We start from the raw sequence: 16562 nt of genomic DNA on the forward strand, positions 1-16562 counted from the left end.
GGGTGATCGACACCCGCAGACTGCGCACGTTGCGGGCCGTGGCGGACCACAGGACGCTGACCGCCGCGGCTGCCGCGCTGTATCTGACTCCCTCCGCTGTCTCGCAGCAGCTGGCCGCCCTCGAACAGGAGGTCGGTCACCAGCTGCTGGTCCGCGACGGCCGCGGGGTCCGGCTGACGGCGGCGGGGGAGATCCTGGCCGCGCACGGCAACACCGTGCTGGCCCAGCTGGAGCGGGCCGAGGCCGAGCTCGCCGCCTACGCGGCAGGGCACGCCGGCGAGGTGACGGTGGCGTCCTTCGCCACCGGGATCGCCACCGTGGTCGCCCCGGCGATGACGGAGTTGGGCACCAGCCATCCCGGCATCAGGCTCCGGGTGCGCGACGCCGAGGGCGACGCCAGCCTGACCATGGTGCTGGACGGGCACGCCGACCTGGCCGTGGCGGTCGAGTACCGGGGCGCGCCACGCGAGGACGACGAGCGGCTGTCGAGGGTCCCGCTCTACGCGGAGCCCTTCGACGCGGTCCTGCCGCGAAGCCACCGGCTCGCCGACAGTGCCAGTGTCAGGGTCGCCGATCTCGCGGAGGAACCGTGGATCGGCCCCTACCCCGGCAACCCCTGCCATGAGGTGGTCATGCTGGCCTGCGAATTCGCCGGCTTCCAGCCCCGCGTGACGCACTCCTCGGACGATTTCAGGGCCGTTGCCGCCCTTGCCGGGGCCGGAGCGGGGGTGGCTCTGGTGCCGCGCTCCGCGCTGCGCGGAGTGGATCTGCCGGAGGTTGTGGTGCTACCGGTCGCCGGGGATCCACCCACCCGCCGGGTGTTCGCGGCGGTCCGGCGCGGAGCGGAGCAGCACCCGCTCGTCCGACCCGTGCTGGATGCCCTGGCCATGGCTGCCGACCGCGCCCGGCCACGGGAGGACCCGGCTGAACTACTCGGCCTCAACGGGTGATGTCCGCCGCGGCAACCGCCTCGACGACCGGTCGTCACAGCACTGGGCATTCACCTGTTCCCTTGGAAATCGCAGCACGCTTGTCGGAGGTTTGACCATGCCGTACACCCGTGCGCGACGTGCCGTTCTCGGCGGACTCGCCGTGCTCACCGTCCTCCCGCTGGCAGCTTGCGGCTCTGGCGATACCCCGGCTTCACCGGCTCCGTCCACCACGGCTTCCCGGCCGGATCCGGCCGGGAAGCCGTCCGCCGGCGATTTCCAGCGGCTCGAGCGCACATACGATGCACGACTGGGGATCTACGCGGTGAACACCGGCAACGGGAGGGAAGTGGCCTACCGGGATACGGAACGGTTCGCCTATGCCTCCACGTTCAAGGCGTTCGCCGCCGCTGCCGTCCTGCGCAAGTACTCCCTGAACGGCATGGGCAAGGTGGTCAAGTACTCCCGGGCCGACCTGCTGAGCAACTCTCCGGTCACCGCGAAGCACGTCGAGACCGGGATGACTCTGCGTGAGCTGTGTGACGCCGCCGTCCGCTACAGCGACAACACCGCGGCCAACCTTCTGTTCGCTGCGCTCGGTGGGCCGAAGGGCCTGGCGGCCGCTCTCGCCGAGGCAGGCGACACTGCAACCCGGGTGGAGCGCCGCGAGCCGGAACTCAACGAATGGACCCCCGGCGCCACACGGGACACCACCACACCCCGCGCATGGGCCGCCAACCTGCGGGCCTTCGTCCTCGGAGACGCGCTCGGCAAGGACGAGCGCGCACAGCTCGCGCAGTGGCTGCGGACCAACACCACCGGCGACGAGCTCATCAGGGCCGGCGTCCCCAAAGGCTGGACAGTCGGTGACAAGACCGGCGGAGGCGGTGTCTACGCCGTCCGCAACGACATCGCCGTGGTGTGGCCCCCCAACGCCGCGCCCATCGTCATGGCGATCATGACCAATCGCGGCACAGCAGACGCCCCCTATGACAACAAGCTCATCGCGGAAGCGGCGTCCGTGGTCGTCCGGACCCTGTCCTAGTGCGCTGCGTCCGAAATCCGTCGGCCCTGTCGGCCCGGACGAACTACGCGATGGGGAAATCAAAATAGGTGTCGGGATAAGGTTCGTCCTGGAGAGTGTAATGCCACCACTCGTAATCGTAGGCGCTGAAACCGCTGGCCTCCATGATGGAGAGAAGGTTCTGACGGTTTCTCGCTTCGACGTGTCCGATCTCTTTTGCTCCATGATGTGAGATGTCGTCCATCAAGTCATGGTCGCCGCCCATGGGAGCGAGTTCACCGGTGGACAAGTCGTAGAGGGTGAGGTCAACGGTGCTGCCCCGGCTGTGGCCCGACTTCGCGGCCACATATCCCCTCTCGAACATCTCGGCCCTGCCGATGTTCGGATAGTGTCGTGACTTCGTCCGGCCGTCCTCCGGAAGCTTCGACCAGCGCAGAAAGCAGTCGACGGCGCGCTGGGGGCGATAACCGTCCCAGAGAAGCAGACCGAACCCAAGGGATTGGGCCTTCTCCCGCGCTCGTTCCAGGGCTGCGCACAAATCCCTCGTACCGACAACTCGATTTGCCATATACCCGTCCACCGGTTTACCGGTGAAGTTCTCCCACGTGGCGTACTTGGCGTCCCAGCGTATTCCGGACGCAAGCTCGTCCACAAAGACGAAGTCAGCCTTCATCGCCTTTTTCCCGCCAATGCCAGAGACACCGTCCGGTCGATCACCTCGGAAAGTGGCAACCCTGCGGCCGCCATCATTCTCGGATAGCGACTGTACGAGGTCAGGCCTGGCAAGGTGTTGACCTCGTTGAGGACCACTTCTCCATCGTCCTTGAGGAACATGTCCACCCGCGACAGTCCCCTGCATCCCAAGGCGCGGTATACGGCCTTTGCCGTCTCCTGAACGAGCAATCGTGACTCTTCCGGGATGGCGGCGGGAACGATGACCGCTGAGTTGTCGGAACCGGTCTCCGGCTGGTCCTCCTGATGGATCCTGAAGAAGCCGTGGGAGAGAGCGATTTGATCCACCTCGCCCGCGACCAGATCCTGATCGTTCCCCAGGATGGCGCATCCGATCTCGCTGCCGACGACAGCCTCTTCGATCAAGACCTTCGAGTCGTACTGCCGTGCGACGTCCACCGCACTCAGGAGTTCTCCTTCCCGGGATACCTTGGTGACGCCGAAGGACGACCCCGAACGGGCCGGCTTCACGAAGACCGGATAGGTGAGCCGGCCGGGATCGATCTTTTCGTCCGCCGTGATGGTCCAGAAGTTCGGCGTGGCGATTCCCGCGCTTCCGGCGACGATGTAGGCAAGGGATTTGTCCATGCACAGAACAGAACTCTGGACGTCGCAGCCGACGTAGGGGATGCCGGAGAGCTCCAGCAGACCCTGCATCGCGCCATCTTCGCCGAGTGTGCCATGCAGAACGGGCAACACGACGTCCAGGCGGATCGTCTCGTATCGCCCCTGCTCCTGGACCAGCAGTCCGTGCACGCTGCTGTCCGGTGACAGCACAGCAGGGCGGCAGTTGCCGTTCTCCCAATCCGCGTCGGGCCCGTCACCGAGCTTCCAGGCACCGCTCTTCGTGATCCCGATGTAGAAGGGCTCATACTTTTCGATATCGAGGTGTCGTGCCACCTCTCGCGCGGACTTGACGGAGATGGGGTGCTCTTCGGACCGTCCCCCGAAGATGATTCCGACCTTCAACCTAGCCATGCTGATTCCTTCTTTCGAATGCCAGACAGTTGGTGAGGGAGTTTTCCACCGTGTCGCTCAGGGCGTGGTCCGTGTAGTAGGCGGTGTGCGGACTGATGACCACATTCGGCAGCTCTTGCAGCCGCAATAGCGGTTTGCTCTCCATGGGTCTGTCCCGGCGGTCGGCGTAGAATATTCCTTCCTCTCCTTCGAGGACATCCAACGCCGCACCGCCCAACCTGCCGCTTTCCAATGCCTGCACAAGGGCCTCGGTATCGATCAGCGCACCACGCCCGGTGTTGACAATCAGCGCACCGTGCTTCATCAGCTCCATACGCTGCCGATTCAGCAGATGGTGCGTATCCGCGTTGAGCGGTGCATGGAGTGTGACCACATCGCTCCGCCGCAGCAATTCATCGAGCGGAACGTAGTCGGCAACGGCCGTGGGACGATTGTCATGGGCAAGGATTCGGCCGCCGAAACCCCGTAGTCTGTCCATGACCGCTGCGCCGATGCGGCCGGTGCCGATCACCCCGACGGTCAGATCACGTAGCTCTTTCCCGCGCACGTCACTCAATCGGTAGTCGTGCAGGTCCGAGCGGCGGATGATGGATTTCATGTCCCGAAGTGCCATCAGCATCAACATCAACGTGTAGTCGGCCACACTGTCTGCCGAGTAGCTGACGTTTTCCACTGAAATGCCGATGCTGTCCGCGTACTCCACATCGATATGGTTGCAGCCGATGCTCCGCGTGGAGAGGTACGTCACGCCGGCTTGGCCAAGCGCGAGAAGAGTGGCGTTGGTGACCTGAGTCTTGTGGCCGACGCTGATGCATCGGCATCCGGATGCCAGTTCACTATTGGCTTCGGACACCGGTGCGTCCGTGATGGTCAGCGTTACGCCGAAGCGCGGCGCCAGCTCTCGGAACAGAACGGCCTCATCCGGGCCACACCCGTAAATGGTGATGTGGGCCGGTTCGCTGTGGGTCATGCCTCCAGTCAAGGCAGTGTGACGTTGCCGGAACGTATGGGGTTTTCGATATGCCGGCGATACACCACCCGGCCTTCAATGAAGGAATGCCCTTCGACGAAACAGCCTCCCGCAGCCTCTGCCCTGCCGGCCTGCTCCCGCTCGGCGGCCCCCGCGCCGCGCGGTCATGATCCCGCTCAGCCTCGGCGAGATCGCCGAGGTCGTCGGCGGGAGGGTCCAGGGCGACAGCTCCGTGACGGTGACCGCGCCGGCCGTGCTCGACGGCCGGCAGGTCGAGCCGGGCGGCCTCTTCGTCGCCTTCACCGGCGAGCACGTCGAGCGCGGGCGGCGGTGCCGGCCGACAACGACGCGGCCGTCCACTGGCTGCGCGGCCACGTCGTCGCCGGCGATGTGGTGCTCATCAAGGCCTCCCGCGGGGCGCACCTCGACATGGTCGCCGCCGCGCTCGCCTGAGATGCGGACTCATCGCCCGCGCCTCATATAGAGATCGAAAGCCCGGTAGACCATCGGCCGTAGCGGCAGGTCCCACTCGCCGACGTATCTCACCGCCTGACCGCCGGTGCCGACCTTGAACTGGATCAGTCCGACGTGCGGGTCGTCGGCGTCGAGGGTGGGGGTGACGCCGCGCAGGTCGTAGACGTCGCATCCGGCCGCCAGCGCGTCGCGGATCATCGCCCACTGGCAGGCGTTGGAGCCGCGGACCTCGCGCTTCCCGGTGGAGGAGGCGCCGTAGGAGTACCAGGCGCGGGCGCCTACGCGGACCAGGATGGCGGCGGCGACCGGATCGCCCTGGTGGTGCGCCAGATAGAGCTTGATCCGCTCGGGGTCCTCGGCGCTCAGCGCCGCGAACATGGTCTCGAAGTAGCGCAGCGGCCGGGGCCTGAAGCGGTCGCGCTCAGCGGTGTGGATGTAGAGGTCGTGAAATGCTTTCAGGTCCTCACCGACCGTGACCTCGACTCCCTCCTTGGCCGCTTTCTTGATGTTGCGGCGCCACTGCTGGTTCATGCCCCTGAGCACGTCGCCCTCGGTCCTGCCGGCCAGCGGAACCTCGTACTTGAACTGCGGATGCCCGACCCCGAACCCGTCCTCCGGGCTCTGCGGCAGCCAGCCGGCATCCCTGAGCCGGCTGGTCACGTGGGCGCCGACCTGGCCATCCCCCTGACTCCGCAGCTCGGTCAGCCGCTGGACGCCCGGGTCGGCGATACCCTCCTTGATCTGGGCCGCGCTCCAGGAGTCCGTGCACACCGGCGGGCCGAGCCGGATCGCGAACGCGCCGTGCGCCTTGAGGTACGCCGCCAGCGGGTCGAGCCACGCGTCGATGTCGCCGGCCCAGTCGATGACCGGGCCCTCGGGCAGATAGGCCAGCGTGAAGCGCTCGAACCGCGGCACCGGTCGGTGCAGGACGAGCCCGGCACCGACCAGCCGCCGACCGTCGAACCAGCCGAGGGACTCGCTGCGCCACTCGGTCTTGACGCGGCCCCATGCCGGGGTCTGCAGGAAGCTGACCGACCGCTGGGCCCGCACGAACTCCAGGTGCTCGGCCGCGCTGATCGGCCCGACGGTCGGCCTCACGCCCGCCCCCTGCCGGTCGACCAGCTGATGCCGGCCGCCACCGGCAGGTGGTCACTGCCGGTGGCCGGCAGTGACCACGAACTTCTCGGCTGGACACCGCGGACCAGGATCTGGTCGATCCGCGCCACCGGGAAGTTCGCCGGCCAGCTGAAGCCGAAGCCGTCCCCGGCCGCGTCCTGGACCGAGCGCAGCTGCGAGGTGATGCCGGCGAACGCTCGGTCGTCGATGGTGCCGTTCAAGTCGCCGAGCAGCACCACCCGCTCGTTCCGCTCGGCGGCGATGGCCTTGCCGAGTGCCTGCGCGCCTCTGTCCCGCGAGCCTGTCCAAAAGCCCGCCCTGGGATTCACCCGCACGGACCCCAGGTGGGCCACGTACACCGCCAACGGCCCGTGGTCGGTGCTCACCGTGGTGCGCAGCGCCCGGTTGTAGGCCATCTTGACCTCCATCGGCTTGGTGTCCCCCAGCGGACCGTAGTCCGTCTCGATGTCGACCGGCCGGGTGTCGGACAGTGGCAGCTTGCTCCACAGTCCGACCGTTCCCCGCACCGTGTGGTGGGGGTACGGCTTCGCCAGTTCCTTCTCGTACGTGTTCAGGGCCTGCGGTGTGAACTCCTCCAGTGCCAGCAGGTCCGCACCGGAGGCGGCCAGGTCGCGGGCGGTGCCGGCCGGGTCGGGGTTGTCGGCGCCGACGTTGTGGCTCACCACGGTGAGGTCACTGCCGTCGTGGGACTTGTCGACCAGCATCCCGCCGAAGAGGGTCAGCCACACCGTCACCGGCAGCAGCAGCGCGACCACCGCAGAGGCGGAGCGGCGCCACAGCGCACCGGCCAGCAGCAGCGGGATGAACCCGCCGAACCATGGCAGGAAGGTCTCCACCAGGCTGCCGAGTCCCACGGTCCGATTCGGGATCTTCGCGTGCAGCAGCATGAGCAGGCCGAGGAGCAGCGCCAGTGCCGCGAGCACCAGGCCGCGCTTCCAGAACCCCGCCCGGAAGCCGAATGGGGCATCCCCTGCTCGAGCCCAACGGAGAACTCGGGGAAGGATCGCCCGGCGAACGCCCGCGCGCCAGGTCCCGCCCGTGCCGGCCGCCGGAACACCCGTTCCGGTACCTGTCGCGCGGGTATCCCCCGGGCTGTCCTGCGCTGTCTCCGCTGTTGGTGGGGTTCGGCTCATACCGCCAGTCAAGGCGGCGCGGTGTTGCCCGCACGTATGCGGATTTCGATACGCCGACGATATGCGCCGACCCGTAGCCTGAAGAACATGCGTGTGCTGATCGTCGAGGACGAGCCCTACCTGGCAGAAGCCATCCGCGATGGTCTACGCCTGGAAGCGATCGCCGCCGACATCGCGGGGGACGGCGACACCGCTCAGGAGCTGCTGGGCATCAACACCTACGACATCGCCGTCCTCGACCGCGACATCCCCGGACCGTCCGGCGACGAGATCGCCAAACGCATCGTCGCCTCCGGCAGCGGCATGCCGATCCTGATGCTCACCGCCGCCGACCGTCTCGACGACAAGGCCTCCGGCTTCGGACTCGGCGCCGACGACTACCTCACGAAACCGTTCGAACTACAGGAACTCGTGCTCAGGCTCAGAGCACTCGACCGCAGGCGTGCGCACACCAGGCCTCCCGTACGAGAGATCTCAGGTTTGCGCCTGGATCCGTTCCGCCGCGAGATCTACCGCGACGACCGCTACGTCGCGCTCACCCGCAAGCAATTCGCCGTGCTCGAAGTCCTCGTCGCCGCCGAAGGCGGTGTCGTCAGCGCCGAGGATCTCCTGGAACGCGCGTGGGACGAGAACGCGGACCCGTTCACCAACGCCGTACGCATCACGGTCTCGGCCCTGCGCAAACGCCTCGGCGAACCCTGGATCATCACCACCGTGCCAGGCGTCGGCTACCGCATCGACACGCAACCCGGGGCCGTCCACGGAGGAGAAGACCGTGGATAGGGCACCTGGGATGAGCGTTCGCCTCAAACTCACCCTCAGCTACGCCGGATTCCTCATGGTGGCCGGTGCCTTGCTGCTCGCGGCCGTGTGGGTTTTCCTCCTCCGTTATGTCCCGGACCGTGCGATGCTCATCAACCCTGATGACAAGCCCACGCATGGTGTCTTTCCCATCCGGTCCGGCCTCCTTAACGTCTTCGCGCCGAGAGCGGCCGCAGTACTGGCGATCCTGCTGGTGTTCGGCCTCGTAGGAGGGTGGATCCTCGCCGGCCACATGCTCGCCCCCCTGACCCGCATCACACACGCCACCCGCATGGCCACGAACGGATCACTTTCTCACCGGATCCGGCTACCGGGCAGCAAGGACGAGTTCCGCGAACTCGCCGACGCCTTCGACGCCATGCTCGCGCGTCTCGAAGAGCACAACGCCGAACAGCAGAGATTCGCAGCCAACGCCTCCCACGAGTTGCGCACCCCGCTGGCGATCTCGAAGGCACTGCTCGACGTGGCCCGCACCGATCCGAACCACGACACCGGTGAACTCGTCGACCGCCTCCACGCCGTCAACACCCGAGCCATCGACCTCACCGAGGCACTGCTCCTGCTCAGCCGCGCCGGTCAGAGGTCCTTCACCCGAGAACCGGTCGACCTGTCCCTCATGGCGGAAGGAGCCACCGAGACACTCCTCCCCCTCGCGGAGAAGCATGGCGTCACCCTCGAAACCAGCGGCGACGTCGCCCCGGCGAACGGATCGCCGGCACTCCTGCTGCAGCTGACCACGAACCTCGTACAGAACGCGATCGTCCACAACCTGCCGGAACACGGCAGCGTATGGGTCCACACCAGCGTCGGCCCCAACACCGTGGTACTCACCGTCGAAAACACCGGCGAGCAGCTCTCGCCGCACCTGGTCTCGACGTTCACCGAACCCTTCCAGCGCGGTACTGAGCGCATCCACACCGCCCGGACAGGCGTCGGTCTGGGCCTGGCCATCGTCAAAACCATCACCCAGGCACACGACGGAACCCTCACCCTCACCCCGCGCTCTGCCGGCGGGATCCGCATCACTGTGGAACTACCCGCGACATCCCCGTGCACCGACGGGTGAAGAACTGAGCGGGTGCTGGGACCTGACCACAACCGGCGGAGTCTTCCGTGGCTCAGCCGGGTCGGAAGGAGACCCGGACGTTGGCGTCCAACGGGATGATCAGCACGTTTCCGCGATCCACAGTCCAGGACTGCGGAATGATGAACATCCGGTCGCCGGACTGGGCAAGCAAGCGCAGTCCCCGGTAGCGGAACCTGAAGTGTTGCTGCGGTGTGCCCTCGGGAAGGACGGTCTCCTGCACTCCCGGGTACTGGAAGTACAGCCGCTCGGTGGTGTCGAGCACCACCTGCGGTCTGAGCCACAGACGGTCCGTCAGATAAGCAGCGTCGCTTTTGCCATGGTCCTGGGCATAGATGTTCACCGTCCAGAACGACGAGAGCACGATCAGCGCGGCAACGATGGCCAGCGCGGCCTTCTCCCGTAGGACCGGGTACCGGCCGCCGGAAATCTTGACGAGGAGCAGTCTCCCGTACATCAGCACCACCAGACCACCGCCCAGGAACAGCGGTGTCCCCAGCGAGCCGGCGTAGAGCACATCGAACCCGCAGAGCAGCCCGACGAGGAAGAGCAGCAGCCCGCACGCGATCACGGCGAGCGAAGCCCAACGGACGTACGGCGGGGTGGGCGCGTCCGACCGGCCGAGTGACGCGACCAGGTAGTACGCGAGCACCCCCAGCAATCCGACGACCAGCGCCGCCCCGATGGGCAGGAAGAGCGCGCCGCCACTGCGCAGGGCGTAGTCCTGGGTGGAGAAGCCCAGGGTGGCCGCGTCGATCCCGAACTGCTCGTACAGCGCGTCGGTGTAGGCGAAACCGAAGTAGAGCAGCAGCGCCCCGATGAGCGTGGTGGGTGCGACCAGCGTGGTGAGCGTACCCAGCCAACCGGCCCAGGGTGAAGGACCCGCTTCGGGCTCACCGGCATCGCCCCCGTTCCCGCCGGTGCCGGGATCGGCGCCCGGGTCGGGAACAGGGGCCGGGGCAGGGTCCGGGACGGGGGCCGGCTCGGGGGCCGGATCGGCCGGGCTCAGGGTGTGCTCGCGTCGGACGTCGCGGGTCCTTCGGAGACATCGGGGGTATCGGGGGTGTCGGGGCTGTCCGGGGTATCGGGGCTGTCGGGGGTGTCAGAGGGTACGGGCGGGGCGGACGAGGGCGGATGGATCGGATCGCTGAACGTGGTGACGGGGCCGCCGCCGTCCTGGACCAGGGTGCCGCACATAGTGTGCGTAATGCGCGGTGCAGTGGCGGCGAGATGGAATTCGTCGAAGTAGCTCGCCCCCGGCGCCACCGAGATGTGTCTACTCACCGACTGGGCCGGCTGCCCGGGGGTGCAGTCATGGAACTCCAACTGCGCTTCGTAGGCGGCTCCGGTGGTGTTATTCACATCCACATTGACCGGGTTGGGCCACTGCCCGGAGAATTTGGCGGACGGTTTGGGACCGTCCTTGAAGCCGCCGTTCGGCTTCGCAGTTCTTTTTGACCCTCGCTGGACTCTTCCGAGCCCTCCACCGGTGGGGTTGCGTTCGGGTCGAGAGACTCCTCCGAAGTGGCGGACGTCCCGCCGGAGGGGCTGTCGTTGCCACCACCTGACGAGCATCCGAGGAGCAGCGGGGCCGCTGCTCCGAGCAGTGGGACCACTGCCAGGAATCGCCTGCCGCTCGCCGCGAGCATGGGCCGGGACCAGTCCATAGAGCCTCCGAGACTGAGGGGACGGACGGACCGAAAGTAGACCGGGGGCATAGGCGATGGGCACGCACAACACGGCGTCGAGGTGGAATTTCACGCGTCCGGGCGCTACGCCCTGCCCGGCGGGGAGGCCGGCCCCTTGGGAGTCGCGTCCCCCTTCGGGGCCGCGGGGTCATCGGAGTCCGGAACCTCTGACGCGTCGGCGTCAAGTTCGCGCATGCGGCGGTGAATCGCCTCGCGCGGGTTGGCTGCACGAGGCTCTTCGTCTTCCGGCGGTTCCTCTGGTGTCCGACCGGCTTTGGACCGTTCGATCAGCGCATGGATCCGATCCGCGCGCGCCTTGCTGTCCTCGGAGCCCACGGAGCCCTCCGAACTCTCGGGATTCTTACGGCCCTTCGGGTCCTTGGGGCCTTTGGGGTCCGCTCTCCCCTCACCCATGGTCCTTGGCTCCGCCTTCCCAGGTGCCTTCCAGGGTCTGACCTGACTGGAGACCCTGAATCTGGGTCCGCCAGGCGTCGGCGCGTGAGGTGGTGGACTTCTTGACCAGCGCGGTCAGGGTCTGTGCTGAGGTGAAGCGGTCGGACTGCGGACCGCTGTCGGCGATGCGTAGCGCCGTCTTGGTGCGGGAATCGATGGCGGAGCGCAGGCTGCCCGCGCGGGCGGTCAGCTTTCCGAGGTCGCGGAACTGGGGCTTGGCGGTGTCGAACCAGACCTGCTGCCACCAGTGGTCGGTGACCGGTTCCCGCCAACTGAGGTATCCGCCGGGTACCGCCGGCGCTTCGCATCCGAGGAACGGAGTCCGGGCCGAGTCGTTCAAGTCCGTCAGGTCAGGAGGTCGGAGAGCTGGGCTCCGAAGTGGTCGGGCAGGTTGGCCTCGTCGGCGAGGAGGGCGAGGAAGGCGGTGTCGGACGAGGCGGTCAAGCCGTCGAGGGACAGCGGGACGAGCCCGTCCTGCCGCGCAAGGCGTGTTGCGATCTGCGGCCCCGTCGGCTGCCCGCCGTTGCCGCGCAGTGCCAGGCGTGGGCGCAGCTCCGCGCCGGTGGGTCGTATCTCGTCGAGTGCGAGCTGCCAGTGCAGGTCGCCGTCGGGCCGGGCCGTCACCCGCGGCTGCGCGGCTCGTGCTGCCAGCGCCGGCAGGTCGTGCAGCGCGTGGGAGAGCCGGCTGGTGGCCTCGGCCAGCGTCACCCCGGCGACGATCGGGTCGGCGGAATCCTGCTGGAGGTTGAGTACATGATCGGCGGGGGCGCCCGTGGCCGTGTCTTCCAGCGGCGCCCCGGGAGCCAGGGCCGTCATGAGCCGGCGGGTGCCGTAGCGGGCGACGCCGTCGATGGTGACGAGGCGGATGTCCTCGTCACCGGCGTCGATCAGGGATCCGTAGGGATCGCCGGCAGCGCCGGAGATGGTGAGCAGGTCGGCGCGCATGCCGGGCCGCAGCGAGCCGAGGGTTTGGTCCCACTGCAGAATCGTGGCCGCGTCCCGGGTGGCCATGGCGACCAGTTCGCGGTCGGAGAACACTCCCCCAGCCGCGTCGGATGCCAGACGGGCGGCTTTGAGTTCACCGAGCAGGCCTTTGCTTCCGGAGATGGCCCAGTCCGAGCCCAGTCCGATGAGAACGCCGGCCTGTTTGGCGGCCGCGATGTCGGCGGTCTTCCCGTACAGCAGCAGGTTGGACAGCGGCGACCACACCATCGAGCCGCCGTGGTCGGCGAGTATCCGGAAGTCTTCGCCCGTCAGCGCGGTGCAGTGGATGCCGACCAGGTTCTCCGTGATGGCCCATTGGCCCGGCTGGAACTCCAGAGCCTGGAAGTGCGCACGCGCGGCAGCGTCGGTGCCCTCGGCCAGATGCAGCAGGAGCCGGTGCGGCTGCCGCAGCCGGGCCAGGAACCGGGCCGCGTCCACCGCCTCGACATCGGCTATCCGGGAGCCGGCCTCCGGCAGCGCGGGGTCGTCGGTCTGCTCGACGTTGCGAACGATCCCCCGATACATCCGGCGCGCCCCGGCGTTGCTGAACAGAGCGATGCCCTGACTCGTCGTCGTCCCGTTGACCAGGGCCTTGGCCTCGACGTACCGCACCACGGCGGGCATCAGCCGGGGATCCTCGCCGAGCACCGTCATCGGTCCGGTCACCAGGCGGTGGTAGTCGGGGTTCCGGCTACCGCCCCACTGCGACCGGTTGCTGTACTTCTTGGGCACCGGCCACAACTGCAGAACGTCGTAGGGCAGATGGTTGTGCAGTTCGATCAGACCGGGGTATATCGTGCCGCCGCTGACGACCGGACCGATGTCCTCGAACCCCGGCGGTGCGGGCGCCCCGGCAGGCTGCACCGCCTCTATCACGCTGTCCCTGATGTACAGAACACCATCGGCGACGACGGTGTTGTGCGGGTCGAGGGTGACAAGCCGCCCGCGCAGTGCGAACGGTGAGGTGTCCGGGGCGTTGGCTGGGGGCGGCATAGGTGCGTCCCTTCGCTGCGCCCACAAGGGACGACCGTCGAAGCGTTCGGGCCAATACCATGGCCCTCTTCCAGAATGCCGTGCGCCTACCGATATGTCACCATTTGGCATATCCATTCGCCCACCTGGAGTAGGAGCCCCACGTGCATGAATTCGACCCGGGCTACGCCCTCGAGCCCTATGCGACCCTGGCGCGCTCCTACCCGGGCCCGGAGGTCTATCCGGCCGAGGACTTCCGCATCGAGTGGGGCCCGATCTTCCACCGTGGACGGCTCGACGGCACCGCCCGCGTCCTGGTCCTCGGCCAGGACCCCGCCGCCCACGAAGCCATCGCCCGCCGCATCCTCGTCGGCACCGCCGGCCGCCGCTTCCAGGGCTTCCTGGGCAAGCTCGGCATCGACACCAGCTACGTCATGATCAACACCTATCTGTACAGCGTGTACGGCCAGCACGCCGGCAACGCGCACGCCACCGACCCGGACATCGCCCTCCACCGGCACGCCTGGCTCGACGCCCTGACGGGGCACAACCCGATCCAGGCCGTCATCGCGCTGGGCAGCCTCGCCGACACCGCCTTCCACACCTGGCGCAAGACCCCGGCAGGCGCCGCCTTCACCGGCGCCTACCAGCACGTGCTCCACCCCACCTACCCCGACAGCGCCGCCGCGTCCGGCGCCGACCCGGTCGAGGCGATGACCAAGCTCCTCACCAGCTGGAACACGGCGCTCGACGCCCTCCACGGCACGGTCACCGCCGACACCGACCGACCGTTGGTCCGCTACGGCAGCATCCTGACAGCCGCGGACCTCGCCACCATCCCCGAAGCCGACCTGCCGCCGGGTCTGCCCGCGTGGATGCGCTCCGACGAGCCATGGGCCGCCCGAAAGGGGGCCACTTCCGCCGAGAAGCGCGCCACGATCACCGTGCGGATCCCGGAGGACCTCAGACCTTTCTGACGCGGACCCTGAGTGACCGCAGGACACTCCTCCTTCGGCTTACTGAGCAGATGAGGGCCGGAGTGCGTACTCCTTGGCATGCTCCTCGCCGCAGTTGTCTCCCTCTGTGTCTCCCTCTGTGTCTCCGCGCAGTGTGTTGCCGCTCGCCCCGTGCGGTCGGTACGGGCACGGCTTCGCGATGAGAGGACAACGCGAGGTAGAAGCCTGGGGCGCATCCTCCTGTTGTTGTGCGTCGCTGTGGGGGTCCTGCTCGGCGGGGCCGGCTCTGCCGCCTCGCACGCGGTACTCCGTGGGAGCGACCCGGCGGACGGTGCCATCGTCAAGAGAGCACCGACGGTCGTCACCCTCACCTTCACCGAGGGAGTCACGGTCTCCGATGACTCCGTCCGGGTGCTCGACCCTGGCGGTCGGCGCGTCAACGAGGGACGGCCCAGGCATGCCGCGGGGAAGTCCGGCACCGTGCAGACCACGCTCCGCGGGAACATGCCCAGGGGTACGTTCACGGTCGCGTGGCGCGTCGTGTCCGCCGACAGCCACCCGATCTCCGGCGCCTTCACCTTCTCGGTCGGCGAGCCTTCGGCGACGTCGGCGATCGTGCCCCGGTCGTCGGCCGGCGACACAGCCGCGGGGCGTCTCTACGACCTCGGCAGATACGTTGCCTACCTAGGGTTTTCGCTGCTTGTCGGTGCAACGGCCTTCGTGCTGGTGTGCTGGCCGGCCGGCGCAGGGCAGCGTCGGCTGCAACGGCTCGCGGTCGCCGGCTGGTGCGTCCTGTTCGTCTCGACGCTGGCCATGCTCATCCTGCGCGGCCCGTATGAAACCGGCAGCAGTCCTGGCTCCGGCTTCGAGCTCGCCGCGGTGCGTCGGACCCTGGACACCAGGCCCGGCGCGGCGCTGGGTGGGAGAATCGCGCTTCTCACCGTAGCGGGCATCTTCCTCTTCCTGACCACAAGGACGCTGAGCCACACGCCGGTTCGGGACCCACCCGGGAAAGAGAACGCCACGGCCGGTTGGTGGCCGGAGCGGGCAGGACACCGGACTCTGATCGTGACAGGCGTCGTTCTGGCGCTCGCCCTCGCGCTGACCTGGGCGGCAGCGGAACACGCCTCTGTGGGCATTCAAGTGCCGTTGGCGATCCCGGTCGCGATGGTCCACCTCCTGGCCATGGCCCTGTGGACGGGGGGTCTGGCCGCATTGTTCATCGCCCTCCGACGCTCGTCCCAGGACTCTTCACTACCAGTCACTGCCATTTCCCGGTTCTCACGCATCGCGTTCGCCTCGGTCGTGGCTCTCCTCGGCACCGGCATCTACCAGTCCTGGCGTCAGCTCGGCTCATGGGATGCCCTCACCGGCACGTCCTACGGACGATGGCTGACCCTCAAGACCCTTGTCGTTCTCGGGCTGCTGGCCGCCGCGACCTATTCCCGCAAGTGGACAGGCGAGCTGATCCGCGATTCCAGTGAACCGCGTGTCCTGGCGGGCAGAGCGTCCGCCCATGTGAGCGCACTGGTCGGTGTGTCACACGAGGCAGGCGGCAGCCGCTCGCTCCCGGCACCGGACGACGACCCTCCCGCCGTCGGCTCCGGCCCGGATCCCACTGAGCCGGCTGCCTCTCCCAGCCCACGTCGCCGACTGCTCCGCACGGTCGGAACGGAAGTTGCCATAGGCATCGCGGTATTGGCGATCTCCACCGCCCTCACCGGAACGCAACCCGGTCGAGCAACCATCGAGCAGTCCGCCGAAGCCGCCTCGACAACCGTCCCGGGCATTGCCACCGTGCTGGTCCCCTTCGACATGGGCACCCACGGCGGGCGTGGACAGGTACAAGTGACCCTTGAACCCGCGCGCGTAGGTGACAACACGCTGCAGGCGGTCATTTTCGCCGGGGACGGCGGCATCGCAACCGTCCCAGAACTACGCATCACCTTCACGCTGCGCAAACAGAGTATCGGCCCGCTGGATTCCAAGATCGTCAACCGTGGGGGTTACTGGGGCACGGAGAGCGTCAAGCTCCCCATGGCGGGCAGTTGGACGATGAATGTCACGGTACGAACCTCGGAGATCGATCAGATCACCACGACGAAAGACGTGAACATCGCGCCGGACCAAGCTCCGCAGGAATGACGGCAGCCCGCGCGGTTCCTCTCCCGTCCGCGGCCTTCCCTGCGGCCGACGTGCGCCTCGATGCCCACCGGCGCGCCGGAC

Annotated in this window: 16 protein-coding genes and 1 pseudogene; 8 read left to right on the plus strand and 9 right to left on the minus strand. The window is 67.7% G+C overall.

What is annotated here, in order from left to right:
* The first annotated feature begins 2 nt into the window (after window positions 1-2).
* Both C8250_RS01855 and bla read left to right on the plus strand, forming a co-directional pair.
* Window positions 3-950 carry a LysR family transcriptional regulator gene (locus tag C8250_RS01855; RefSeq protein ID WP_138351786.1) on the plus strand — a complete coding sequence of 316 codons (948 nt, stop codon included), beginning with the start codon at window positions 3-5 and terminating at the stop codon, window positions 948-950.
* Between the two features lie 97 nt (window positions 951-1047).
* Window positions 1048-1974, plus strand: a complete 927-nt coding sequence (gene bla / locus C8250_RS01860; RefSeq protein WP_138351787.1) for a class A beta-lactamase — start codon at window positions 1048-1050, stop codon at window positions 1972-1974.
* Window positions 1975-2017: 43 nt separating this feature from the next.
* Here bla and vanX read toward each other — a convergent pair whose 3' ends face one another.
* From vanX to C8250_RS01875, 3 genes are read right to left on the minus strand one after another with little or no spacing between them, the layout of a single operon-like run.
* Window positions 2018-2626: a D-Ala-D-Ala dipeptidase VanX gene (gene vanX / locus C8250_RS01865; protein ID WP_138351788.1), complete on the minus strand. Its 609-nt coding sequence runs from the start codon at window positions 2624-2626 to the stop codon at window positions 2018-2020.
* Window positions 2623-3663, minus strand: a complete 1041-nt coding sequence (gene vanA-Sc, locus C8250_RS01870) for a D-alanine--(R)-lactate ligase VanA-Sc (RefSeq protein WP_138351789.1) — start codon at window positions 3661-3663, stop codon at window positions 2623-2625. The genes vanX and vanA-Sc overlap by 4 nt, the downstream gene beginning before the upstream one ends.
* Window positions 3656-4633, minus strand: coding sequence for a D-isomer specific 2-hydroxyacid dehydrogenase family protein (locus C8250_RS01875; protein ID WP_138351790.1), 978 nt, complete (start codon window positions 4631-4633; stop codon window positions 3656-3658). The genes vanA-Sc and C8250_RS01875 overlap by 8 nt, the downstream gene beginning before the upstream one ends.
* 166 nt (window positions 4634-4799) lie before the next feature.
* Here C8250_RS01875 and C8250_RS43230 point away from each other — a divergent pair.
* Together C8250_RS43230 and C8250_RS44410 are read left to right on the plus strand one after the other, a co-directional pair.
* A pseudogene (locus C8250_RS43230) lies at window positions 4800-4952 on the plus strand (UDP-N-acetylmuramoyl-tripeptide--D-alanyl-D-alanine ligase); the annotation flags it as partial.
* A gap of 11 nt (window positions 4953-4963) precedes the next feature.
* The gene (locus C8250_RS44410) at window positions 4964-5086 is read left to right on the plus strand and encodes a hypothetical protein (protein ID WP_269287348.1); all 123 of its coding nucleotides are present in this window, start codon (window positions 4964-4966) and stop codon (window positions 5084-5086) included.
* A 9-nt stretch (window positions 5087-5095) separates the two neighbouring features.
* Here C8250_RS44410 and C8250_RS01880 read toward each other — a convergent pair whose 3' ends face one another.
* Both C8250_RS01880 and C8250_RS01885 read right to left on the minus strand, forming a co-directional pair.
* Complete coding sequence (locus C8250_RS01880; RefSeq protein ID WP_187144696.1) at window positions 5096-6205, minus strand: peptidoglycan bridge formation glycyltransferase FemA/FemB family protein; 1110 nt, start codon at window positions 6203-6205, stop codon at window positions 5096-5098.
* Window positions 6202-7377, minus strand: coding sequence for an endonuclease/exonuclease/phosphatase family protein (locus C8250_RS01885; RefSeq protein ID WP_138351792.1), 1176 nt, complete (start codon window positions 7375-7377; stop codon window positions 6202-6204). Before C8250_RS01885 ends, C8250_RS01880 begins: the two co-directional genes overlap by 4 nt.
* Before the next feature lie 87 nt (window positions 7378-7464).
* Between C8250_RS01885 and C8250_RS01890 the strand changes: the two genes are divergently transcribed.
* Both C8250_RS01890 and C8250_RS01895 read left to right on the plus strand, forming a co-directional pair.
* Window positions 7465-8160: a response regulator transcription factor gene (locus C8250_RS01890; RefSeq protein ID WP_138351793.1), complete on the plus strand. Its 696-nt coding sequence runs from the start codon at window positions 7465-7467 to the stop codon at window positions 8158-8160.
* Window positions 8161-8170: 10 nt separating this feature from the next.
* Window positions 8171-9265 (plus strand): HAMP domain-containing sensor histidine kinase, encoded by a 1095-nt coding sequence (locus tag C8250_RS01895; protein ID WP_138351794.1) that lies wholly within the window; start codon window positions 8171-8173, stop codon window positions 9263-9265.
* Window positions 9266-9317: 52 nt separating this feature from the next.
* Here C8250_RS01895 and C8250_RS01900 read toward each other — a convergent pair whose 3' ends face one another.
* From C8250_RS01900 to C8250_RS01915, 4 genes are all read right to left on the minus strand, one after another.
* Window positions 9318-9935, minus strand: a complete 618-nt coding sequence (locus tag C8250_RS01900) for a hypothetical protein (protein WP_138351795.1) — start codon at window positions 9933-9935, stop codon at window positions 9318-9320.
* A gap of 353 nt (window positions 9936-10288) precedes the next feature.
* Window positions 10289-10645: a hypothetical protein gene (locus tag C8250_RS01905; protein ID WP_138351796.1), complete on the minus strand. Its 357-nt coding sequence runs from the start codon at window positions 10643-10645 to the stop codon at window positions 10289-10291.
* A 732-nt stretch (window positions 10646-11377) separates the two neighbouring features.
* Complete coding sequence (locus tag C8250_RS01910; protein WP_138351797.1) at window positions 11378-11764, minus strand: hypothetical protein; 387 nt, start codon at window positions 11762-11764, stop codon at window positions 11378-11380.
* A 5-nt stretch (window positions 11765-11769) separates the two neighbouring features.
* The gene (locus C8250_RS01915) at window positions 11770-13401 is read right to left on the minus strand and encodes an amidohydrolase family protein (protein WP_138351798.1); all 1632 of its coding nucleotides are present in this window, start codon (window positions 13399-13401) and stop codon (window positions 11770-11772) included.
* A 143-nt stretch (window positions 13402-13544) separates the two neighbouring features.
* Between C8250_RS01915 and C8250_RS01920 the strand changes: the two genes are divergently transcribed.
* Window positions 13545-14357 (plus strand): uracil-DNA glycosylase family protein, encoded by an 813-nt coding sequence (locus C8250_RS01920; protein WP_138351799.1) that lies wholly within the window; start codon window positions 13545-13547, stop codon window positions 14355-14357.
* A gap of 237 nt (window positions 14358-14594) precedes the next feature.
* On the plus strand, window positions 14595-16481 hold the full coding sequence (locus C8250_RS01925; protein ID WP_244809777.1) for a copper resistance protein CopC: 1887 nt from the start codon (window positions 14595-14597) through the stop codon (window positions 16479-16481).
* Window positions 16482-16562 lie beyond the last annotated feature (81 nt).

The organism is Streptomyces sp. So13.3 (assembly GCF_005860785.2).
Taxonomy (GTDB): domain Bacteria; phylum Actinomycetota; class Actinomycetes; order Streptomycetales; family Streptomycetaceae; genus Actinacidiphila; species Actinacidiphila fildesensis.